At 72.9% G+C, this 21,238-nt stretch carries 18 protein-coding genes; 14 read left to right on the plus strand and 4 right to left on the minus strand.

Annotated elements, in window-relative coordinates:
• Window positions 1-3 precede the first annotated feature (3 nt).
• Window positions 4-2,325, plus strand: coding sequence for a bifunctional salicylyl-CoA 5-hydroxylase/oxidoreductase (locus tag ACZ7DL_RS07975; protein WP_470772317.1), 2,322 nt, complete (start codon window positions 4-6; stop codon window positions 2,323-2,325).
• Between the two features lie 122 nt (window positions 2,326-2,447).
• Here the strand turns inward: ACZ7DL_RS07975 and ACZ7DL_RS07980 are convergent, their stop codons facing one another.
• The gene (locus ACZ7DL_RS07980; RefSeq protein WP_470772319.1) at window positions 2,448-3,260 is read right to left on the minus strand and encodes a PaaX family transcriptional regulator; all 813 of its coding nucleotides are present in this window, start codon (window positions 3,258-3,260) and stop codon (window positions 2,448-2,450) included.
• A 15-nt stretch (window positions 3,261-3,275) separates the two neighbouring features.
• Window positions 3,276-4,868 carry an AMP-binding protein gene (locus ACZ7DL_RS07985; RefSeq protein WP_470772321.1) on the minus strand — a complete coding sequence of 531 codons (1,593 nt, stop codon included), beginning with the start codon at window positions 4,866-4,868 and terminating at the stop codon, window positions 3,276-3,278.
• A gap of 319 nt (window positions 4,869-5,187) precedes the next feature.
• Here ACZ7DL_RS07985 and ACZ7DL_RS07990 point away from each other — a divergent pair, with 319 nt between their 5' ends.
• The 3 genes from ACZ7DL_RS07990 (at window position 5,188) to ACZ7DL_RS08000 (ending at window position 7,285) form a co-directional block, all read left to right on the plus strand.
• On the plus strand, window positions 5,188-6,318 hold the full coding sequence (locus ACZ7DL_RS07990) for an acyl-CoA dehydrogenase family protein (protein WP_470772323.1): 1,131 nt from the start codon (window positions 5,188-5,190) through the stop codon (window positions 6,316-6,318).
• Window positions 6,315-6,713, plus strand: a complete 399-nt coding sequence (locus tag ACZ7DL_RS07995) for a RidA family protein (protein WP_470772324.1) — start codon at window positions 6,315-6,317, stop codon at window positions 6,711-6,713. The genes ACZ7DL_RS07990 and ACZ7DL_RS07995 overlap by 4 nt, the downstream gene beginning before the upstream one ends.
• Before the next feature lie 146 nt (window positions 6,714-6,859).
• Window positions 6,860-7,285, plus strand: a complete 426-nt coding sequence (locus ACZ7DL_RS08000) for a DUF6299 family protein (protein ID WP_470772326.1) — start codon at window positions 6,860-6,862, stop codon at window positions 7,283-7,285.
• A 73-nt stretch (window positions 7,286-7,358) separates the two neighbouring features.
• On the opposite strand, the gene ACZ7DL_RS08005 is transcribed toward ACZ7DL_RS08000, so the two are convergent.
• Both ACZ7DL_RS08005 and ACZ7DL_RS08010 read right to left on the minus strand, forming a co-directional pair.
• Window positions 7,359-7,508 carry a hypothetical protein gene (locus ACZ7DL_RS08005; RefSeq protein WP_470772328.1) on the minus strand — a complete coding sequence of 50 codons (150 nt, stop codon included), beginning with the start codon at window positions 7,506-7,508 and terminating at the stop codon, window positions 7,359-7,361.
• Window positions 7,509-7,590: 82 nt separating this feature from the next.
• Window positions 7,591-8,409, minus strand: coding sequence for a GntR family transcriptional regulator (locus ACZ7DL_RS08010; RefSeq protein WP_470772330.1), 819 nt, complete (start codon window positions 8,407-8,409; stop codon window positions 7,591-7,593).
• Window positions 8,410-8,711: 302 nt separating this feature from the next.
• On the opposite strand from ACZ7DL_RS08010, the gene ACZ7DL_RS08015 reads away from it, so the two are divergent.
• The 10 genes from ACZ7DL_RS08015 to ACZ7DL_RS08060 all read left to right on the plus strand — a co-directional run bounded on the left by ACZ7DL_RS08015 (window position 8,712) and on the right by ACZ7DL_RS08060 (window position 21,204).
• Window positions 8,712-9,992, plus strand: a complete 1,281-nt coding sequence (locus ACZ7DL_RS08015; RefSeq protein ID WP_470772331.1) for an extracellular solute-binding protein — start codon at window positions 8,712-8,714, stop codon at window positions 9,990-9,992.
• Between the two features lie 102 nt (window positions 9,993-10,094).
• On the plus strand, window positions 10,095-11,093 hold the full coding sequence (locus ACZ7DL_RS08020) for a carbohydrate ABC transporter permease (RefSeq protein WP_470772333.1): 999 nt from the start codon (window positions 10,095-10,097) through the stop codon (window positions 11,091-11,093).
• Window positions 11,090-11,920 (plus strand): carbohydrate ABC transporter permease, encoded by an 831-nt coding sequence (locus ACZ7DL_RS08025; protein ID WP_470772335.1) that lies wholly within the window; start codon window positions 11,090-11,092, stop codon window positions 11,918-11,920. The genes ACZ7DL_RS08020 and ACZ7DL_RS08025 overlap by 4 nt, the downstream gene beginning before the upstream one ends.
• A 7-nt stretch (window positions 11,921-11,927) precedes the next feature.
• On the plus strand, window positions 11,928-13,439 hold the full coding sequence (locus tag ACZ7DL_RS08030) for a glycoside hydrolase family 3 protein (protein WP_470772337.1): 1,512 nt from the start codon (window positions 11,928-11,930) through the stop codon (window positions 13,437-13,439).
• 155 nt (window positions 13,440-13,594) lie between these two features.
• A complete protein-coding gene (locus ACZ7DL_RS08035; RefSeq protein ID WP_470772339.1) occupies window positions 13,595-14,626 on the plus strand; it encodes a phytanoyl-CoA dioxygenase family protein in 1,032 nt (343 codons plus the stop codon).
• Window positions 14,623-15,930, plus strand: coding sequence for a DUF6271 family protein (locus ACZ7DL_RS08040; RefSeq protein WP_470772341.1), 1,308 nt, complete (start codon window positions 14,623-14,625; stop codon window positions 15,928-15,930). Before ACZ7DL_RS08035 ends, ACZ7DL_RS08040 begins: the two co-directional genes overlap by 4 nt.
• Window positions 15,927-17,216, plus strand: coding sequence for a type III PLP-dependent enzyme (locus ACZ7DL_RS08045; RefSeq protein WP_470772343.1), 1,290 nt, complete (start codon window positions 15,927-15,929; stop codon window positions 17,214-17,216). The genes ACZ7DL_RS08040 and ACZ7DL_RS08045 overlap by 4 nt, the downstream gene beginning before the upstream one ends.
• A 31-nt stretch (window positions 17,217-17,247) precedes the next feature.
• Window positions 17,248-17,769, plus strand: coding sequence for a GNAT family N-acetyltransferase (locus ACZ7DL_RS08050; RefSeq protein WP_470772345.1), 522 nt, complete (start codon window positions 17,248-17,250; stop codon window positions 17,767-17,769).
• A complete protein-coding gene (locus ACZ7DL_RS08055; protein ID WP_470772347.1) occupies window positions 17,769-18,938 on the plus strand; it encodes an MFS transporter in 1,170 nt (389 codons plus the stop codon). The genes ACZ7DL_RS08050 and ACZ7DL_RS08055 overlap by 1 nt, the downstream gene beginning before the upstream one ends.
• Before the next feature lie 55 nt (window positions 18,939-18,993).
• Complete coding sequence (locus ACZ7DL_RS08060) at window positions 18,994-21,204, plus strand: FUSC family protein (RefSeq protein WP_470772349.1); 2,211 nt, start codon at window positions 18,994-18,996, stop codon at window positions 21,202-21,204.
• Window positions 21,205-21,238: the final 34 nt, after the last annotated feature.

Consider the following 21,238-nt stretch of genomic DNA (forward strand, 5'->3'; position numbering starts at 1 on the left):
CTCATGCGCGTGGCGATCATAGGCGGCGGTCCCGGCGGGCTCTACGCCGCCGCCCTGCTGAAACGCCTCGACCCCGCCCGGGAGATCACCGTCTGGGAACGCAACGCCCCCGATGAGACCTTCGGCTTCGGCGTGGTCCTCTCCGACGAGACCCTCGGCGGCATCGAACACGCCGACCCGGTCGTCTACGAAGCTCTCCAGCGGGACTTCGTCCGCTGGGACGACATCGACATCGTGCACCGGGGCGTACGGCACCGCTCCGGCGGCCACGGCTTCGCCGCACTGGGCCGGCACCGGCTCCTGGCGATCCTGCACGAACGCTGCCGCTCGCTCGGCGTGGAGCTGCGGTTCTCCACCGAGGCGCCGCCCATCGGCCGGCTCGCGGAGGACTACGACCTGGTCGTCGCCGCCGACGGTGTGCACAGCACCACCCGCGAGCGCTATGCCCATGTGTTCGGCCCCCATGTGGCCACACACCGCTGCCGCTATGTCTGGCTCGCCGCCGACTTCGCCTTCGACGCCTTCCGCTTCGAGATCGCCGAGACCGAACACGGCGTGATGCAGCTGCACGGCTACCCCTACGCCCGCCCGTCTCCCGACCCCCACTCCTCGACGAGGCCCTCCGGGCCGCAGAGCCGATTCGGCGCCTCCACCGTGATCATCGAGATGCGCGAGGAGGTGTGGCGCGCGGCCGGATTCGGGGAGCTCGACCCACAGGAGTCCCTCGAACGCTGCGCCAAGATCTTCGCCGACGCGCTGCGCGGACGCCCGCTGCGCTCCAACAACTCCGCCTGGACCACCTTCCGTACGGTGGTCAACGACCGCTGGTCGCACGGCAACGTCGTCCTCCTCGGCGACGCCGCCCACACCGCCCACTTCTCCATCGGCTCCGGCACCAAGCTCGCCGTCGAGGACGCCCTGGCCCTCGCCGCCTGCCTGCGGGAACAGCCGGACGTCCGCAGCGCGCTGGCGGCCTACGAGGAAGAGCGCAAGCCCGTCGTCGCCTCCACCCAGCGGGCCGCCCGGGCCAGCCTGGAGTGGTTCGAGAACCTGCGGCTGTATCTGCGCCAGCCGCCCCGCCAGTTCGCCTTCAACCTGCTCACCCGCAGCCGTCGCGTCACCCACGACAACCTCCGGCTGCGTGACGCCCACTTCACCGGGGCCGTGGAGCGCGAGTTCGGCTGCCCGCCCGGCACGCCCCCGATGTTCACCCCGTTCCGGCTGCGCGGCCTGACCCTGCGCAACCGTGTCGTCGTGTCCCCGATGGACATGTACTCCGCCACCGACGGCGTCCCCGGCGACTTCCACCTCGTCCACCTGGGCGCCCGCGCCCTCGGCGGCGCCGGCCTCGTGATGACCGAGATGGTGTGCGTCAGCGAGGAGGGCCGGATCACCCCCGGCTGCGCCGGCCTGTACACCGGCCGGCAGGCCGAGGCGTGGCGGCGCGTCACCGACTTCGTGCACCGGCAGGCACCGGGCACCGCGATCGGCGTACAGCTCGGGCACTCCGGCCGCAAGGGCTCCACGAAGCTGATGTGGGAGGGCATGGACGAGCCGCTGCCCGCCGGCAACTGGCCGGTCGCCGCCGCCTCCCCGCTGCCGTACAAGCCGGGCAGCCAGACCCCGCGCCAGCTCTCCCGCGCCCAGCTCACCGACATCCGCGAGCAGTTCGCCGCCGCAGCCTGGCGGGCCGCCCGGGCCGGCTTCGACCTGCTCGAACTGCACTGCGCCCACGGCTATCTGCTCTCCGGATTCCTCTCCCCGCTCACCAACCGCCGCACCGACGCCTACGGCGGCTCGCTGGAGCGGCGGCTGCGGTTCCCGCTGGAGGTCTTCGACGCCGTACGCGGGGTGTGGCCCGCCGAGCGGCCGATGACCGTCCGGATCTCGGCCACCGACTGGGCGGAGGGCGGGACGACCGCCGAGGACGCCGTCGAGATCGCCCGCGCCTTCGCCGCGCACGGCGCCGACGCCATCGACGTCTCGACCGGGCAGGTGGTGGCCGAGGAGGAACCGGAGTTCGGGCGGTCGTACCAGACCCCGTTCGCCGACCGGATCCGCAACGAGGCCCGGATCCCGGTGATCGCCGTCGGCGCGATCTCCTCCTGGGACGACGTCAACTCGCTGATCCTGGCGGGCCGTACGGATCTGTGCGCGCTGGCCCGGCCGCACCTGTACGACCCGCACTGGACCCTGCACGCGGCGGCCGAGCAGGACTACACGGGCCCCGGTGCGCTCTGGCCCGCGCCCTACCGGGCGGGCAGCCGGCGCCCCCGGACCGGACGCACCGACGCCCCCAAGCCCCGGCTCTCGCTCAGCGGCTGAGGCCCACCGTCCCGGCGGTCGGCGTGCTGCCGTCCGCCGGGCCGGTCAGCAGGAACGCGCCGGTGCGGCGGGAGACGGCGTACGCGTCATGTCCCGGGTACCCCGGAGACGAGTGACGGGCGTTACAGCCCCGCGAATTCCGCGCCCGCGTCCCGCAGCCGCTCGTGCAGCGCCCGGAAGACCTCCGTCGAGCGGGCGCCCGGCCAGCCGGCGGGCAGGAGGTGGGCGGGCAGGCCCGGGTCGGCGTAGGGGAGGTGGCGCCAGGAGTCGAGGGCGAGGAGGTAGTCGCGGTAGGCGTCCTCGGGCGGGGTGTCCGCGCGGCGCTGCCAGGCGTGCAGCACGGGCGCGTGCGCGTCGAGGAAGCGCTCGTGTTCCTTGGCGATCGCGGCCAGGTCCCACCAGCGGGCCACCGCCTCGGCCGTCGGCGCGAAGCCCAGGTGCTCGCCGCGGAAGAAGTCCACGTACGGATCCAGGTGCAGCCGGCGCAGGGTGTGTTCCGTCTCCTCGTGCAGACGGGCCGGGGCGATCCACACCCCCGGGGCCGCCGTGCCGAAGCCCAGGCCGGCCAGCCGGGAGCGCAGCACGTGCCGCTTCTGCCGCTCCGACTCGGGGACCGAGAACACCGCGAGCACCCAGCCCTCGTCGGCCACGGGCGCGCCGGCATAGATGCGCCGGTCGCCGTCGTCCAGCAACTGCCGTGCCTCGGGGGAGAGTTCGTACCCGGCCGCGCCGGACTCGGTGCGGGCCGGCAGCAGCAGGCCGCGCCGTTTGAGCCGGGACACCGATGAGCGCACGGAGGGCGCGTCCACGCCGACCGCGGCCAGGAGCCGGATCAGCTCGGCGACGGGCACCGGGCCGGGCACGAAGCGGCCGTACGCGCCGTAGAGCGTGACGATGAGGGACCTGGGGGCGTGCTGCTCGGACACGTTGATCATTTTAGGTCGTCGGCATCACTGCTGGTCACCTTCGGTGCGCAGCCGGAACCGCTGCAGCTTGCCGGTGGCCGTGCGGGGCAGCGCGTCGAGGAAGACGAACGCGCGCGGACATTTGTACGGCGCCAGTTCGGCGGTGAGGAACGCGCGCAGCGCTTCGGGGTCGCGCCGGGCTCCCTCGCGCAGCACCGCGTAGGCCACGACCACCTGGCCGCGGGCCTCGTCGGGGCGGCCGACGACCGCCGTCTCGACCACGTCCGGATGGCGCAGCAGCGCCTCCTCCACCTCAGGGCCCGCGATGTTGTACCCGGCGGAGATGATCATGTCGTCGGCGCGGGCCACATAGCGGAAGTAGCCGTCGGGCTCGCGGACGTAGGTGTCGCCGGTGATGTTCCAGCCGCCCTGGACGTACTCCCGCTGCCGCGGGTCGGTGAGATAACGGCAGCCGACCGGCCCGCGCACGGCCAGCAGACCCGGCTCGCCGTCCGGTACGGGCTTGCCGTCGGCGTCCTGGACGCGCGCCTGCCAGCCCGGTACCGGCACGCCCGTGCTGCCCGGTCTGATGTGCTCGTCGGCGGCGGATATGAAGATGTGCAGCAGCTCGGTCGCGCCGATGCCGTTGATGATGCGCAGGCCGGTGCGGTCGTGCCAGGCCCGCCAGGTGGCCGCGGGCAGGTTCTCGCCGGCCGACACACAGCGCCTGAGGGATGAGACGTCGTACGCGTCCAGGTGGTCCAGCATGGCGCGGTAGGCGGTCGGCGCGGTGAACAGGACCGAGACGCGGTGCTCGGCGATCGCCGGGAGCAGCTGCTTGGGGCCGGCCTGTTCGAGGAGGAGAGCGCTCGCGCCGGCCCGCATCGGGAAGATCACCAGTCCGCCGAGGCCGAAGGTGAAACCGAGCGGGGGACTGCCGGCGAAGACGTCGTCCTCCCGGGGGCGCAGTACCCGGGCGGAGAAGGTGTCGGCTGTCGCCAGTACGTCCCGGTGGAAGTGCATGCACCCTTTCGGGCGACCCGTGGTACCGGAGGTGAACGCGATCAGGGCGACATCGTCGGCCGCGGTGTCCACCGCCGGATAGGGGGTGGCGGGTGCCGGGCGGCGCAGAAGGTCGTCGGGTGTGTCACCGCCGTACGTAGTGATCCGCAGCCCGGGTATGCCGGCCTTCGCCAGGTCGTCCACCGCCCGGATGTCGCACAGCGCGTGCCCGACCCGGGCCATCTCGCACAGGGTGGCCAGCTCGTGCGGGCGCTGCTGGGCCAGCACGGTCACGGCGACCGCGCCGGCCTTCAGCACCGCCAGCCAGCAGGCGGCGAGCCAGGGCGTGGTGGGGCCGCGCAGCAGGACCCGGTTGCCCGGGATGACGCCCAGGCCGTCGGTGAGCACGTGCGCGATCCGGTCGACGTGCGCGCGCAGCTCGCCGTACGTCCAGGTCGGGCCGGCCGGGGTGTGGAACACCGGGCGGGCCGGGTCGGCGTGGTCCAGCAGCTCCGCGGCGCAGTTCAGCCGATCGGGGTACCGCAGTTCCGGCAGGTCGAACCGCAGCTCGGGCCACTCGTGCGGCGGGGGCAGATGGTCGCGCGCGAAGGTGTCGACATGGGCCGAGAGATGCATGACGGTCCGCCCCCTTGCCGTGACAGATGTCCGGGACAGATGTCCGAACGGGCTTCCTGGTGGGCTCGCGCATCGAGCGTATCGTGTTGGTGACGGCAGTCAACTGTGCGCGATAAGGTCGGTGGGGGTGGGTAGGAAAGGGCAGGGCGGGTGGGCCCCGGCCTCCCCCCGCACGAGGTGACGGGAAGGCCGCCCCCGGCGCCCGGAGGGCGATGGGCCGTTCTGGGAGGCGCCCGGAGGGTGACGGGGCCGGTCCTGGGAGGCCGCCCGGACGGTGACGGGGACGGTCCTGGGGGCCGCCCCGGAAGGAGGACCGGCTGTGTCCGCATTCTCACTCGGCCCGGAGCAGACCGCCTGGTGCGCCGAGCTGCGCGAGCTGGCCGCCCGGCGGCTGCGCCCGCTCGCCGACCGGGGCGAACCCGGCCGGGTCAACCGGCCGCTCCTCGCCGAACTCGGCCGGCTGGGCCTGCTCTCGCGGCTGTTCGACTCCGGTGCGCTGGATCTGTGCCTGATGCGGGAGTCCCTCGCCCAGGCGTGCACCGAGGCCGAGACCGCGCTCGCCCTCCAGGGCCTGGGCGCCCACCCGGTGCACGCCCACGGGACCCCGGCCCAGCGCGAGCGCTGGCTGACCCGGGTCGCCGACGGCAGCGCGGTCGCCGCCTTCGCGCTGAGCGAGCCCGGAGCCGGATCGGACGCGGCGGCGCTGTCCCTCGCCGCCGAGCCCGACGGCGACGGCTGGCGGCTCACCGGCGCCAAGAGCTGGATCTCCAACGCCCCCGATGCCGACTTCTACACCGTCTTCGCCCGCACCACACCCGGCGCCGGAGCCCGCGGGGTGACCGCCTTCCTGGTCCCCGCCGACCGGCCCGGACTCACCGGCAGCGCCCTGGAGATGATCTCGCCGCACCCCATCGGCGCCCTCGACTTCGACGCCGTGCCCGTCACCCCCGCCGACGTGCTCGGCGAGCCCGACCGCGGCTTCGCGGTCGCCATGGGCACGCTCAACCTCTTCCGCCCCAGCGTCGGTGCCTTCGCGGTCGGCATGGCCCAGGCCGCGCTGGACGCCACCGTCGGCCACACCAGCCGGCGCGAGGCGTTCCACGGCAGGCTGATGGACCTTCAGGCCGTGTCCCACCAGGTCGCCGAGATGGCCCTGCGCACCGAGGCGGCCCGGCTGATGGTGTACGCGGCGGCCTCGGCGTACGACGCGGGAGCCGCCGACGTCCCCCGGCGCGCCGCGATGGCCAAGCTGCTCGCCACCGAGACCGCGCAGTACGTCGTCGACACCGCCGTCCAGCTGCACGGCGCCCGCGCCCTGCGCCGCGGCCACCTCCTCGAACACCTCTACCGCGAGGTGCGCGCGCCCCGCATCTACGAGGGTGCCAGCGAGGTGCAACGGGGCATCATCGCCAAGGAGTTGTACGCCACGGCACAGAAGGAGGCCCGGTGACGACCGAGCGCGTCAACCCGCCCGAGCTGTCCCCGCCCACGGGCTTCTCGCACGCCGTCGTCGCGGCCGGCTCCCGCGTGGTGTTCCTCGCGGGCCAGACCGCCCTGGACACCGACGGCGAGATCACCGGTGACACGCTGCCGGAGCAGTTCGAAAAGGCCCTCGGCAACCTGCTCACCGCCCTGCGCGCGGCCGGCGGCACACCCGCCGACCTCGCCCGGGTCACCGTCTACGCCACGGACGTCGCCGCGTACCGGGAGCACGCGCGCCGACTCGGCCGCATCTGGCGGGAGTCGGCGGGCCGGGACTATCCCGCGATGGCCGTCGTGGAGGTCGTACGGCTGTGGGACGAGCGGGCGCTGGTGGAGCTGGACGGGTTCGCCGTACTGCCGTAGCCCCGCCGGCGCTCGGGCCGTCGGTCCCGCCGTGACCGGCCCGGACGGTTGCATGACGCGCCACCGATGGGGTGACGATCGCGGCCGCCGGCACGGCCGCCGGGTACCAGTGGAAGCCCTCGTCCCACGGAACCGGGAGGCATTCCATGCCCGTACGCCCCGTCATCGCCACGGCTCTCGGGGCCGCAGCCCTGCTGTGCGCCGCCGTCGGCCCGGCCGGCGCCGACCCCTCCGAGCTCATCACCGTGGACCCCGTCGGCCGGATCGCGCCCGACGGCACGGTGACGCTCTCCGGCAGCTACCGCTGCACCGGCGGCACCGTACCGGTGTTCGTCAGCTCCTCGGTCAGCCAGGCCGACCCGGGCCTCAAGCACGGCATCGGCGGCGGCACCGCCCGGTGCGACGGCTCCGAACACCGCTGGGAGAACTCCGGGAAGGTCTCGCCGGAGGCGCTGAAGGCGGGGGTGGCGCGGGTGGAGGCCACCCTCACGGAGCTGCGCCACTCGGGCGTCCTCCTGCTGCCGGCCTTCCACGCGGTGACGGACCGGGACGTCACGCTCACCCAGGAGTGACCCCGGGCGCCGTCGCCCGGCCGCCGTCCGGCCCTTGTCGAAGGGGCCGGACGTTCGTGTCTCCGGCGGTCCGTCAGGCGCCGTGCGCATCGTGTCGTCGCTGCGCAGGTGAGGTGGAGGGCCAGGTCGGCCGGGCCGCGTAGTGCCGCGTCCGGTCGGCCTCCGCGACCGTGCCCTTCCGGGGCGTGCCCTTCCTGTCCGTGCTCTTCCGGTCCGTGCTCATCTTGGCGTCTCCATCGCCGACGGCGCCGGCCGCCAGGACAGCCCGGTCGGCGAGTGCGGCCCCCGCCCGAACACCCCCTGGTTCAGGCGAGGCTGAGCCCGTCCCGGTCCGGCGGAGCCGTTCTCCGCCGGACCACCGGGGTGCCCGGCCGGCGCAGGGCGGCCACGAACTTGTAGCGGGAACCCCGGTACACCGAGCGCACCCACTCCACCGGGGTGCCCTCCGCGTCCCGCGAGTGCCGGGACAGCAGCAGCATCGGCAGCCCCACGTCGGTGCCGAGCAGCTGCGCCTCGCGCGGGGTCGACAGCGAGGTCTCGATGGTCTCGTCGGCCTCGGCGAGATGGACGCCGTACACCTCGGCGAGCGCCGTGTACAGCGACGGGCAGGTGGCCAGGGACCGGCGCAGGCCGGGGAAGCGCCGCACGGACAGATGGGTGGTCTCGATCGCCATCGGGTCGCCGCTGGCCAGCCGCAACCGCTCGATGCGCAGCACCCGTTCACCGATCCCGATGCCGAGCAGGCCCGCCAGCTTCTCGTCCGCCGGGACCTCTCCGACGTCCAGCATCTGCGAGGCCGGGGTGAGGCCCTGGGCGCGCATGTCCTCGGTGTGCGAGGTGAGCTGGAGCGTGCGGTACAGCTTGGGCTGGGCGACGAAGGTGCCCTTGCCCTGGATCCGGTCGAGCCGGCCCTCGCCCACGAGCTCCTGGAGCGCCTGCCGGACGGTGGTCCGGGAGGTGTCGAACCGGACGGCGAGCAGACGTTCCGCGGGCATGGCCGAGCCGGGCTGGAGCGCCTCGGCCATGGTGAGGAGCTGCTGCTTGATCCGGTAGTACTTCGGCACGCGCGCGGTGCGGCCGGACGCCCCCCTGTGCGGCTGGGCGCTGCTGACGTCGGTGGTCATGCCTGCCTTCCCGACTGTGTCGATGGGCTCCCGTTATAGCGACCAACTGCCCTATGGTCTAGTCCAACCGAACGGTCCGGGGCGAAAGGGATGGATCCGGACGGACGTGCTCCGGTGACTTTCTCGTAACGGCCGGGACCGGCTTCCCGAACCACCCTTGACACTCCAAAAGGTCTAGGCCAAGCTCCACCGTACTGGTCTACACCATTAGTGGCCAGGTCCCGAGCCCTACGTGCAACAGCGTCGTACGCAGGTCACCGCCGAGGGCGTGGGGGGTTAGTGGCATCCCTGAGGAGGGTGGCGTGAAGCGCAAGCTTGCGGCCGCGATCGTGATCGCGGGCATGATGGTCTCCGTGTCGGCGTGCGGCGGAGACGACGGCGACGACAGCGGCAAGAACGCGGGACCGGACAGCTTCAAGGGCCAGACCCTGACGGTCTGGGCGATGGACGGCTCCACGCCGGACCAGTGGGTCAAGGACGTCACGGCCGCGTTCGAGAAGAAGACCGGCGCGAAGCTGAAGTTCGAGACGCAGAAGTGGGACGGGATCCAGCAGAAGATCACCACCGCCCTCTCCGAGTCCAACCCGCCGGACGTCCTGGAGGTCGGCAACACCCAGACCCCGGCCTACGCGGCCACCGGCGGCCTCGCCGACCTGAGCGACCTGAAGCAGGAGATCGGCGCCGACTGGACGCCGTCGGTCTCGCAGTCCTCCGTCTACGACGGCAAGCAGTACGCCGCGCCCTGGTACTTCACCAACCGCGTGGTCATCTACAACAAGAAGATCTGGGCGAAGGCCGGCATCAAGGACACCCCGAAGACCCGGGACGAGTTCTTCAAGGACCTGGACACCATCGGTAAGAAGACCGACGCCGAGCCGCTCTACCTGCCCGGCCAGAACTGGTACTTCTTCGACGGCCTGACCATCGGCCAGGGCGCCGACCTGGTGAAGAAGGACGGCGACAAGTACGTCTCCAACCTCGCCGACCCGAAGGTCGCCAAGGCCATGGAGATCTACAAGAAGTACGCGTCCTACTCCAAGGCCCCCAAGGACAAGGACGAGGCCACCCCGCAGCAGGCCGAGGTCTTCGCCAAGGGCAAGACCGGCGCGTTCATCGGCATGGGCTGGGAGGCCGGCACCGCCGTCACCGCCAACAAGGCGATCGAGAAGGACCTCGGCTACTTCACCGTCCCGGGCGAGACCGCGGACAAGCCCGAGGGCGTCTTCCTCGGCGGCTCCAACCTGGCCGTCGCCCAGGGCAGCGAGAAGCAGGCCCTGGCCAAGGAGTTCCTGAAGATCGCCCTGTCCGACCAGTACGAGGGCGAACTGGCCAAGCTCAACGGCGTCATCCCGAACAAGAAGGCGCTGGAGTCCAACCTCAAGGGCAACGCCGTCGCCGAGGCCGCCGTTCCGGGTTCCGCCGTCGGTGGCACCACCCCGCTGATCCCCGAGTGGGGCGCGGTGGAGAACAACCCGAACCCGATCAAGTCCTACATGACGGCCGTGCTGAACGGTAAGTCCCCGGCGGCCGCCGCCGGTCAGGTCGAGGACGAGATCAACAAGCGCCTGGCCCAGCAGAACTGATGACCGCGCCGGGGGCGCCACGAGGGGGCGCCCCCGGCCACACCTGCGCCGTGCCCCGGGCACGGCCATGGTTTCGTACGGCCACGGAAGAGATGGCAACTCATGTCAGTGCAGACCGAAGGCACGGACACGGCCGGGGAGCCCGCTGTCCGCAAGGCCCGGGTGCCGGCCCGGCCGCCAGGTGACGACCGCACCTCCACCCGCCCGTCCCGGCGCCACGCCACCGCCCCCTACCTGCTCCTGCTGCCCGCGCTGCTGGCCACCGTGGTCCTCCTCGGCTGGCCCCTGGTCAAGAACGGCATGCTGTCGTTCCAGAACCTCAACCCACGGCAGCTCATCCAGCACCTCACCGAGTGGAACGGCGCCGACAACTACCGGGAGGTGCTGACCGGCGAGGACTTCTGGCGCGTCGTCGAGCGGTCCGTCGTCTTCACCGCGGTCAACGTCGTGCTGATCATGGTGCTCGGCACCCTGACCGGGTTGCTGCTGGCCCGGCTCGGCACGAAGATGCGGCTGCTGCTCATGGTCGGCCTCGTCCTCGCCTGGGCCATGCCGGTCATCGCCGCCACCACCGTCTACCAGTGGCTGTTCGCCCAGCGCTTCGGCGTGGTGAACTGGGTGCTGGACAAGCTCGGCTGGCACTCCATGGCCGAGCACAACTGGCTGGAGACCCAGTTCTCCACCTTCGCCGTGGTCACCCTGCTCCTGGTCTGGCAGTCCATACCCTTCGTGGCGATCAACCTCTACGCGGCCACCACCACGATCCCCCGGGAGCTGTACGAGGCCGCCTCCCTGGACGGTGCCGGCGCCTGGAAGGGCTTCACCTCGGTGACCCTGCCCTTCCTGCGGCCCTTCCTGTACGCCACGACCTTCCTCGAGGTCATCTGGATCTTCAAGGCGTTCGCGCAGATCTTCGCGATGAACGAGGGCGGTCCCGACCACCTCACCGAGACCCTGCCGATCTACGCCTTCGTCGAGGGCGTCGGCAACCAGCACTTCGGACTCGGCGCGGCGATCTCCTTCCTGACCATCCTGGTCCTGCTCGCCATCACCTCGTACTACCTGCGCATGGTGCTCAAGCAAGAGGAGGACGAGCTGTGAAGCGCTCGCTCTTCGGCCGTTTCTGGCCCAACGCGACCGCCGTCGTCCTCTTCGTCGGCTTCGTGTTCCCCGTCTACTGGATGTTCGCCACGGCCTTCAAGCCGACCGGCGACATCATCTCCGACGACCCGGTGTGGTTCCCGACCCACGCCACCCTCGAACACTTCAAGAAGGCCGTCGACGCCGACCACTTCTGGACCCTGGTGGTCAACTCCGTCACCGTCACGGTCCTGTCGGTCGTGTTCTCGCTCGTCGTCGCCCTGTTCGCGGCCTTCGCGCTCGCCCGGATGCGGTTCCGGGGCCGGCGCGGCCTCATCGTGACGTTCATGCTGGCGCAGATGGCCCCCTGGGAGGTCATGATCATTGCCATCTACATGATCGTCCGCGACAACGAGATGCTCGACAGCCTCGTCCCGCTCACCGTCTTCTACACGATGATGGTGCTCCCGCTGACCATCCTGACGCTGCGCGGCTATGTCGCCGCCGTGCCCAAAGAGCTGGAGGAGTCGGCGATGGTCGACGGGTGCACCCGCATCCAGGCCTTCGTCAAGGTGATCTTCCCGCTGCTCGCGCCCGGCCTGATGGCGACCTCGCTGTTCGGCTTCATCACCGCCTGGAACGAGTTCCCGCTCGTCCTGATCCTCAACAAGGACGTCGAGAAGCAGACCCTGCCGCTGTGGCTGTCCCAGTTCCAGACCGCCTTCGGCGACGACTGGGGCGCCACCATGGCCGCCTCGTCCCTGTTCGCGCTGCCCATCCTGATCCTCTTCATCTTCCTCCAGCGCAAGGCTGTCAGCGGTCTGACCGACGGCGCCGTGAAGGGATGAGCCTCCGATGACCACCATCGCCACCAGTACGTCCGGCAGCGGCTCCGCCGCGCGCGACACCCTCACCCGCGACGCCCTCGCGGTGCTCCAGCCGGGGTTCGACGGCACCACCGCGCCCGACTGGGTGCGCCGCCGCCTCGGCGAGGGCCTCGCCTCCGTCGCCCTGTTCGGCCGCAACGTCGTCAGCGAGGAGCAGGTCACCGCCCTCACCGCCCAGTTGCGGGCCGAGCGCGACGATCTGCTGGTCGCCATCGACGAGGAGAGCGGCGACGTCACCCGGCTCGACGTACGCACCGGCTCCTCCTTCCCCGGCAACCACGCCCTCGGCGCCGTCGACGACCCCGACCTCACCCGGGCCGTCTCCCGCGAGCTGGGCCGGCGCCTGGCCGCCTGCGGCGTCAATTTCGACTGGGCACCGTCCGCCGATGTCAACGCCAACCCCGACAACCCCGTCATCGGCGTCCGCTCCTTCGGCGCGAGCCCCGGCCTGGTGGCCCGGCACACCGCCGCCTGGGTCGAGGGCCTCCAGTCCACCGGCGTCGCCGCCTGCACCAAGCACTTCCCCGGCCACGGCGACACCAACGTCGACTCCCACCACGCCGTACCGCGCATCGACGTCGACGCCGACACCCTGTACGAGCGCGAACTGCCCCCGTTCCGCGCGGCGATCGCGGCCGGCACCCGGGCGATCATGAGCGCGCACATCCTCGTCCCGGCCCTGGACCCCGACCGCCCCGGCACCCTCTCCCGGCGCGTCCTCACCGAGCTGCTGCGCGGCGAACTCGGCTACCAGGGGCTGATCGTCACCGACGGCATGGAGATGCGCGCGATATCCGGCAGCTACGGCCTGGAACACGGCGTGGTCCTGGCCATCGCGGCCGGCGCCGACGCCATCTGCGTGGGCGGCGGGCTGTGCGACGAGGGCACCGTGCTGAAACTCCGCGACGCGCTCGTGGCCGCCGTACGCTCCGGTGAACTGCCCGAGGAACGGCTCGCCGACGCGGCCGCCCGGGTGCGGGCGCTGGCCGCCTGGACCCGGGCGGCCCGCGGCGACGCGGAGAAGACCGCTCCCGCACCGGAGATCGGCCTGGTCGCGGCCCGCCGCGCGCTCACCGTGACCCGCGCCGGTGCCGCCGCACCGGTCACCGAACCGTTGTTCGCCGCCCAGTTCAACCCGGTCCCCAACATCGCCGTCGGCGACCAGACCCCGTGGGGCGTGGCCGCCGAGCTGGAGCGGCTGCTGCCCGGCAGCACCTCCGGCTCCTTCACCGGCGAGGGCGCCGGTGCCGCCGCCCTCGCCGCCGCCGGCGGACGCCGGATCGTCGCCGTGGTCCGCGACGCACACCGGCACGACTGGATGCGCTCCGCGCTCGACACCCTGCTCGCCGCCCGCCCCGACACCGTCGTCGTGGAGATGGGCCTGCCGCAGGCCGCCCCGCGCGGTGCCCTGCACATCGCCACCTACGGCGCCGCCCGCGTCTGCGGCGTGGCGGCGGCCGAGGCCGTCCTCGCCGGCTGACCCGCCCGCCAGGCCGCCCGCACCTCCCCGCGGGCGGCCGACTTCCTCATCCGTCAGGGAATCCGGTGGCTGCGCACGCCCACGCGCTTGCCACCGGCACATGTCTCACGTCCGACCCCACGGTGTTTTCCTCCCGATCACCCCGGAGTGAACGCATGCACACGCCCGCCCCCTACCTCCACCGAGCGGCGACCGGCCGCCCCTGTTTCAGCGCCGACGGCGAGACCTACCTCGCCCCCACCCCCCTGCGCGACCTCGTGAAGACCCAGCCGCTGCGCGTGCTCTCCGAGGAGGACTTCGCCTTCTGGCAGACCTACGGCTACGTCGTCGTCCGCGAGGCCATCACCCCCGGCGAGGCCAAGGGCCTGCTCGACTTCGCCTGGCGGTTCCAGGGACTCGACCCCGACCGCCCCGACACCTGGTACGACGCACCGGAGTTCCGCTCCGCACTCGACCAGCACCTCTATGTCTACGGCTTCGTCGAGGCGTACCACCACCAGCTCATCTGGGACAGCCGGCAGACACAGCGCGTCTACGACGCCTTCGTGGACGTCTGGGACAGCCCGGAGCTGTGGGTCACCCTGGACCGGCTCAACCTCAACCCGCCCAACATCCGCACCCGTTCCCGCTCCCTGATCGAGCCCACCGACCAGGGCTTCGACATCGAGCTGCACTGGGACGTCGACACCACCCTCGCCGTGCTCCCGCAGCGCGTCCAGGGCATCGTGGCGCTCACCGACACCCGTCCCGAACTCGGCGGCTTCCAGTGCGCGCCCGAGCTCTTCCGCCGCTTCGAGGAGTGGCGCGTCGCTCAGGCGCCCGGCCGCGACCCCGTCCGGCCCGCCGTCGACCGCGCCGAGTTCCCGGTGATCCGCCCCGACCTCCAGGCCGGCGACCTGCTGATCTTCAACGGGCTGCTCGCCCACGGAGTGGCACCGAACCTCTCTGACAACGCTGTCCGAGCCGTGCAGTACCTGTCGATGATGCCCGCGCTGGAAGAGCACACGGCCCTGCGCGACTCCCGCGTGGAGTCCTGGCGCACCCTCGCCACCCCCGACTGGAACGCCACCCTGCTCGGGGACGCCCGCGAACCGGAAGCCCTCCGCTACGGCCCCGCCACCCTCAGCCCCCTCGGCCGGAAGCTGCTGGGGCTCGACTCCTGGACGACACCGGGGACCGCACAGTGAACCAGGCGACCGCACCGCACCGCATCTGCCTCTGCCTGCCCACCAACCGGGCCTGCTCCGCCACCATCACCGCCCTGCACGCCGAAGCCGGCTACGCCGCCCGCCGCTTCGGCGCCGACGTCCGGCTGCTGATCCTCGACTCCGCAGACGACCGCACCCGGGCCGCGCACACCCGCACGGTCGCCGCCCTGCCCGAGCGGCCCGGCGTGACCGTCCACCATCTCGACGAGGAACGGCAACGCGCCTGGCTGCGCCGCGTGATCGCGCGCGCCGGCCTGCCCGAGCCGGACCGGCTGCTCCGCCTCATGCTCCCGCCCGCCGTCTCCTACGGCGCCTGCACCAACCGCGCCTTCCTGCTGGCCGCCGCCCTCGGCTGCCGCTCGCTGCACCGCAGGGACTCCGACAGCACCTACCAACTCCACGCGGGGCGACCGGTGTTCCCGGTCCACCACGAGCTGCCCTGGCTCGGCAGGCCCGCCGCCGAGGCCGCGGCCGCCGTCAGCCGCACCGACCTCGACCCGGCACCGGCACACCGCCCCGTCTCCCTCGCCGGCGCCTCCTTCATCGGCGAACTCTCCGTCGACATCGGGGAGATACGGCGGCTGGACGAGGGCGTCTACCACGACATCGTCAGCCTCTGGGCACCCGGCGACTGGCCCGAGGACCGCACACACGCGCTGGTCGAGGAGTCCTTCACGGGCGCGGGCACCGCCCCGTTCACCGGGGACCACTCCACGCTCACCTTGGTCGACCCCATGCGCGTCGACATGTGCAACATCGCCTTCGACCGGGAGGTGTACGAGCGGATCCCGCTGCCGCCCGCCACCGACACCATCGGCAGCGACTACTTCCTGCTGCACCTGGTCCACGACGCCGGCCTGCCCGGCATCCTGCACAACCGGCACATCGAGAACTTCCACACCCCCGAACGCCGATCCGACACCGGCTTCCCGGCCTACCAGCGGCGGTTCGTGAAGTTCCTGCTGTCGATGCTGTACTTCCACGACGTCTACGACCGGATGGCTGCCGAAGGTGCCGGGTTGCTGGACGAGCGACACCGGGTGCGCGCCGAGACGGTCACCGGTTTTCTGCGTGAGAGCACCGGCCTGGACCGCACCGAGAACGTCTGGCGCCTGGACCGGGTGGACGCCGGGTACCGCAAGCTGGGCGGTCGTTACGCTGCGTTCGCCGATCAACTCGCCGCGGAACGTGACCGGTTACTGGACGAGGCCCAGTCGGACATGGAGGACTTCGCGTACCTGGCCGAGGCTTGGCCGGTACTGATCGAGACGGCCCGCGCATGAGCGCCCCGAAGGGGCGCGGGGCCCGGTCCGATGCGCGGCTACCGCCGCGTGAGCGCGACCAGCCACAACGAACCGGCAGAAGACCACTCGGCGAACCCCTCGCCACCGAACTCGCCGCAGCCGAAACCGACTGCATCATCTACGACCTGACCGGCATAGAGCACCAATACGACATCCTGCTCGACGAGTTGCCCGGAACCCGCATCCGCTTCGCCCTCAAGGCATGCCCGGTGGACGAGGTCCTGCACTGCCTCGCCGAGCGCGGCGCCGGGTTCGACGCAGCAAGCCCCGCCGAAATCATCCAGGCCCTCCACGCCGGGGCGGAGCCCACCCGCATCCACTACGGCAACACCGTCAAGTCCGACCAGGACATCGCCGAAGCCCACCGCCTGGGCGTCCGTACCTTCGCCACCGACAGCGTCGAGGACGTCACCGCCATCGCCGCGCACGCGCCCCGCGCCCGGGTCTTCTGCCGCCTGGCCACCAGCGGGGAGGGCGCCCTGTGGGGCCTGAACCGCAAGTTCGGCTGCGCCCCGGACGACGCCGTCCGGGTCCTGGCCACCGCCCGCGCGGCCGGCCTGGTCCCGGCCGGTCTGTCCGTGCACGTCGGCTCTCAGCAGATGACAGGCGAGGGCTGGCAGCAGGCCCTGGACACCGTCGCCGGGACCCTCACCGCCCTGGCCGCGCAGGGGATCGTGCCCGACCACGTCAACCTCGGCGGCGGCCTGCCCGCGCTCGGCTACCAGGACCGCCACGGCAACCCCCTCGAACCGGCCCTGGACAAGATCCTCACCGTCATCCGCGAAGGCATGGAACGCCTGAGCGACCTCACCCCCGCCCCGCTCGCGTTCGTCATGGAACCGGGCCGTCACCTGGTCGCCGACCACGGCGCCGTACGCGCCCGGGTCTCCCGGCTGACCCGGCGCCGGCAGCCGGACGGCGAGGACGCGCACTGGCTGTATCTGACCTGCGGCAAGTTCAACGGCCTGTACGAGATGGACCAGGTGACGCACCGGCTGGTCTTCCCCGGACACCAGGACGCCACCGACCAGGTCCGCGCGATCGTCGCGGGCCCCACCTGCGACAGCGACGACGCCTACGGCGGCGGCCGGTACCCGGTACCCGTGCCCCGGTCCGTCGCCTCCGGCGACCCGGTCTGGATCCTCTCCGCCGGCGCCTACGCCACCAGCTACACGACCCAGGGGTTCAACGGCATCCGCCCGCTGCCGTCCGTGTGCGTACGCGCCACCGGCACCGGATCCCCCGCCCCCGAAGCACGGCACTGACCCCGGAAGAACGGCATTGAAAGGACACCCCATGCGCATACGGGGGATCACCGAGGCCGACTGGCCGCGGCTGGCCGCCCTGGAGAGCGAGGTGTACGCGGACCTCTCCCTCGCCGAGGGCGAGGAGATGCTGCGCTCCCGCTCCCGGGCCTCGGCCGGCACCTGTTTCGTCCTCGATCTCGACGGTCGCCTCGCCGGCTATGTCCTCGCCCTGCCCTACCCCCGATTCCGCTGCCCCGACCTGACCCGCCCGGAGCAGACCGTCCACCACACCACCAACCTCCACCTGCACGACCTGGTGGTCAGCCCGCGCCTGCGACGCCAGGGCCTCGGCACCCGGCTGGTGCGCCATCTGACCGAGGCGGCCCGCAGCCGCGGCTTCGCGACCATGTCGCTGGTCGCCGTCGCGGGCAAGGAGCCGTTCTGGCGGGGCAACGGCTACCGCACCGACCCCGCGGCCCCGGTCCCGCCGGACTACGGCAGCGACGCGGTCTACATGTCGGCCAGGGTGGCCGCCGCGCCCCGGCGCCAGGGAACCCGGGAGGCCGTCTGATGTCCGAGCCCTCCTTCCGGCGCGCCAAGTGGTCGATCGCGGCGCTGTTCTGCTTCCTCGGCTTCCAGTACGGCACCTGGGTTTCGCGCCTGCCCGCGCTGAAGTCCCGGCTGGACCTGGGCGCCGGCGAGGTGGGGCTGCTGCTGATGGCCTGCGGGGCCGGCGCGGCGGCTTCCTTCCCGCTGGTCGCCGCCCTGATGCGCCGGCTCGGCTCCCGGCTGCTGTCCCTCGCCTCCGCCGGCTGCCTGGTCGCGGTGCTCGCGGCCCTGTCCGCCGTACCGAACTACCCGCTCGCACTGCTCGTCGTGTGCGCCGACGGAGTCGCGGTCGGCTGTCTCAACGTCGCCATGAACGCGCAGGGCGCCGCCCTGGAGAGCGCCCACGGTCGTACGGCCATGTCCCAGCTGCACGCCACCTTCAGCGGCGGGCTGCTCGCCGCCGCCCTGCTGGCCTCCGGCGTCACCGCCCTGACCGGGTCGATCCCGGCCCACTTCGCGCTCGCCGGGGCTGTGCAGCTGCTCCTGCTCGGCTGCGCCCGCCCGGGCCTGCTCACGCACCGGGAGCCGAGCCCCCCGGCACCGGACGGACCGAAGCGCCGCACCCGCCGTGCCCTGCCGTCCGCCACGACCCTGCTCATGGGCTGCGCCATGGCCTTCGGCACGATCACCGAGGGCGCCATGAACGACTGGTCGACGCTCTACCTGAAGGACGTCGTCAGGGCGTCGGCGACCGTCGCCCCGCTCGGCATCGCGGTCGTCTCCGTGATGATGCTGCTGGCCCGCCTCCGCGCGGACCGGTGGCGCACCCGCTGGGGCGACGGACGCGTGGTCCGCACCGGCAGCGCCGTCGCCGCCGCCGGCCTGGCCCTCGCCCTGGTCGCCGGCGGGGTGGTCCCCACGCTGCTCGGCTTCGCCTGCGTCGGCCTCGGCGCGGCCGCGGTCACCCCGTGCGTGTACGTGGCGGCGGCCAGCCGCGGCTCGGACGCGCTGGCGCTGGTCGCCGCGATGGGCACCACGGGCCTGCTCGGCGGTCCCGCCGCGATCGGCTTCGTCGCCGGTGCGGTGAACCTGACGGTCGGGATGGCCACGGTGGCCGGCTCGGCACTGATCGTCACCCTGGCCGCCCTCCGGATCCCCTGGCGGACCCGCACCCCGGCACCGGCCGGCTGACCCACCCTCGGCTCGGGGACGTGCCGGGGCCGAGGTGGTGGGTGATTCTGGACAGGTGTGGGGTGTCCCAGTCGGACGGCTGCCGGCGGCCTACGTCGCCTCCGCCCGTCGTGCGCTGCGCGTGACCCTGGCCGCCGCGGCCGGCTTCTACCTCTTCCGCTACGGCCTCGGCCGCCCCGTGGCGGCCACCTACGCGCTGTTCACCGCCGTGGCGCTGGGCGGGCTGTCCAGGATCCCCGGCACCGGGCGGCAGCGTTCGGCGCTGATGCTGCGCCTGCTGCCGGTGTGCTGGGTGCTCGTGGCCGTCGGCACCTGTCTCTCGGTGCGGACGTGGAGCCCGGTGGCCGGCATGCTGGTGGTCGGCTTCTCGCTGGCCTTCGCCGCTGTGGGCGGGCCGCGCCCGGCGGGGGCGGCACCGGGCTTGCAGCTCCTCTACATCCTGCCGTCCTTCCCGCCGTACGATCCCGGCTCGCTCGGGCAGCGGCTGACCGGCACGACCACGGGGGCGGTCCTGCTGGTCGCCGCCGAGGCGCTGCTCTTCGCCGAGCCGCGCCCGCTGCCGTACCGGGAGCGGGCGGCCCGGGGTGCGTTGGCCGCCGAACACTGCGCGGCACTGCTCGCCGCACCCCCGTACGCCCTGACCGGCCCGGACGTCCGGGCCGCCCATGACGCGGGCCAGGCGCTGCGGTCGCTCACCGTGCCGGAGGGGGACCGTCCGGCCGGGCCGGGGGTGCGCGAGCGCGCCCTCGCCCACACCGGTCTCGCCATTCGCACCCTGCTCGCCCGACTGGCCCGGCCGCCCGCCGTGCCGGGGCGGGATCCGGGCCCGGAGGTGACCGCCGTCCTGCACGCGGTGGCCCGACTGGCCACGGCGACCGCGGCCTGCCTGCGGACGGGACCGTCCCCCGCGGCCCGCCTGACGGAGCTGGCCGCGGCCCGCGCCCGCCTGTCCGCCGTGTCCGCGGGCGCTCCCTCTGCCACGGCTCCCGACCGGATCGCGCCGGGGCCCGGCCTCCCGCCCGCCGTCCTGCGCTGCCACGCCGCCGTGCTGGAGATCGCCGACGCGGCGCTGGCGATGGGCACGGCGGCGGATCTGGCGGTACGCGGTCGGCACGCCACGGTGCGGGTGCCGCCCGGCCGTTTCTGGTACGCCACGGTCCGGGCCCCGCTCCTGTGGTGGCACCGGCTGCGCGGCCACGCCGGGCGCCGCTCGGTGTTCTTCCAGAACGCGGTCCGCATCGCCCTGGCCCTGACCGCGGTCCGGCTGGTGGCCGGGGTGGACACGCTGCCGCACGGGTTCTGGGCCATGCTGGCGACGCTCACCCTGACCCGTACCACCGTGGACCAGACCTGGCGGACCATCCGCGTGGCGCTCGCGGGCACCCTCGCCGGGGCCCTGGTGACCGCCGGAATGCTGAGCGTCGTGGGGTCCGACACCACCGTGTACGCCGTCGTGCTGCCGGTGTGGATGCTGTTCGGCTTCACGGTGGGGCCGGTCCGGGGCGTCGGCTGGGCCCAGGGGCTGTTCACCGTGCTCGTCGCTCTGGTCTTCGCCCAGCTGGCGCCGCCGACCTGGCGGCTGGCGGAGGTCCGGATGCTCGACGTGCTCGTCGGCAGCGCGATCGGCGCCGTCTTCGGCGTGCTGGCCTGGCCGCGCGGCGCCCATGACGAGCTGCGCCACGCGGCGGCCGAACTCCTGCGCCGGGCCGCGGAGATCGTGGTGGCCACCGGTGCCGCGGTGACGGGCGGCGCGGCGGCCGCGGTGCCCTCGGGGGTGCCCGGCCCCGGCCATCGGTCGCTCCAGCACGCCGTCGTCCTCGCGGAGTCGGCGTACGCCCAGTTCCTCAGCGAGCCGACGCCGCTCGGCGGCCGGGGAGGCAAGGGGGAGCTGCCCGACGTGGACTGGCAGGCGGCCCTGATCGCCGGGCACCACACCCTGTGGGGGTCCGCCCGGCTGCTGGAGGGGCCGCGCACCGCGCTGAGCCCGGCGGCGGCCGAGTCGGCCGGCGTGCTCGGGGAGCGGGTGGCCGGGCGGATGCTGCTGGTCTCGGCGGCGCTGGACCCGGGAGACGACACCCCGGCGGCGATACCGATGACGGACCGCGCCTTCGCGGCCGTCACCGACCTCGCCACCGAGCCGCCCGGCGCACCGCGGCTGTACTACGCGACCGTCTCCTGGCTGGCCGCACTCCTGACCGACCTGACCCGGCTCACCCACACCGGCCCCACGACGGAGGCCGGGCGCGACAGCGAGGGCCGGCACTGAGCGGGCGGTGCGCACGGACAGGCATCGGGTCTGC

Source organism: Streptomyces sp. NPDC036984 (assembly GCF_055607665.1).

Bases quoted from the DNA above. Each gene is read 5' to 3' on its own strand.
- ACZ7DL_RS07980 (WP_470772319.1), bottom strand. From the start codon at position 3,260: ATGATCAACGTGTCCGAGCAGCACGCCCCCAGGTCCCTCATCGTCACG.
- ACZ7DL_RS07975 (WP_470772317.1), top strand. From the start codon at position 4: ATGCGCGTGGCGATCATAGGCGGCGGTCCCGGCGGGCTCTACGCCGCC.
- ACZ7DL_RS08030 (WP_470772337.1), top strand. From the start codon at position 11,928: ATGACCACCATCGCCACCAGTACGTCCGGCAGCGGCTCCGCCGCGCGC.
- ACZ7DL_RS08010 (WP_470772330.1), bottom strand. From the start codon at position 8,409: ATGACCACCGACGTCAGCAGCGCCCAGCCGCACAGGGGGGCGTCCGGC.
- ACZ7DL_RS08000 (WP_470772326.1), top strand. From the start codon at position 6,860: ATGCCCGTACGCCCCGTCATCGCCACGGCTCTCGGGGCCGCAGCCCTG.
- ACZ7DL_RS08045 (WP_470772343.1), top strand. From the start codon at position 15,927: ATGAGCGCCCCGAAGGGGCGCGGGGCCCGGTCCGATGCGCGGCTACCG.
- ACZ7DL_RS08020 (WP_470772333.1), top strand. From the start codon at position 10,095: ATGTCAGTGCAGACCGAAGGCACGGACACGGCCGGGGAGCCCGCTGTC.
- ACZ7DL_RS08035 (WP_470772339.1), top strand. From the start codon at position 13,595: ATGCACACGCCCGCCCCCTACCTCCACCGAGCGGCGACCGGCCGCCCC.
- ACZ7DL_RS08055 (WP_470772347.1), top strand. From the start codon at position 17,769: ATGTCCGAGCCCTCCTTCCGGCGCGCCAAGTGGTCGATCGCGGCGCTG.
- ACZ7DL_RS07985 (WP_470772321.1), bottom strand. From the start codon at position 4,868: ATGCATCTCTCGGCCCATGTCGACACCTTCGCGCGCGACCATCTGCCC.
- ACZ7DL_RS08005 (WP_470772328.1), bottom strand. From the start codon at position 7,508: ATGAGCACGGACCGGAAGAGCACGGACAGGAAGGGCACGCCCCGGAAG.
- ACZ7DL_RS08050 (WP_470772345.1), top strand. From the start codon at position 17,248: ATGCGCATACGGGGGATCACCGAGGCCGACTGGCCGCGGCTGGCCGCC.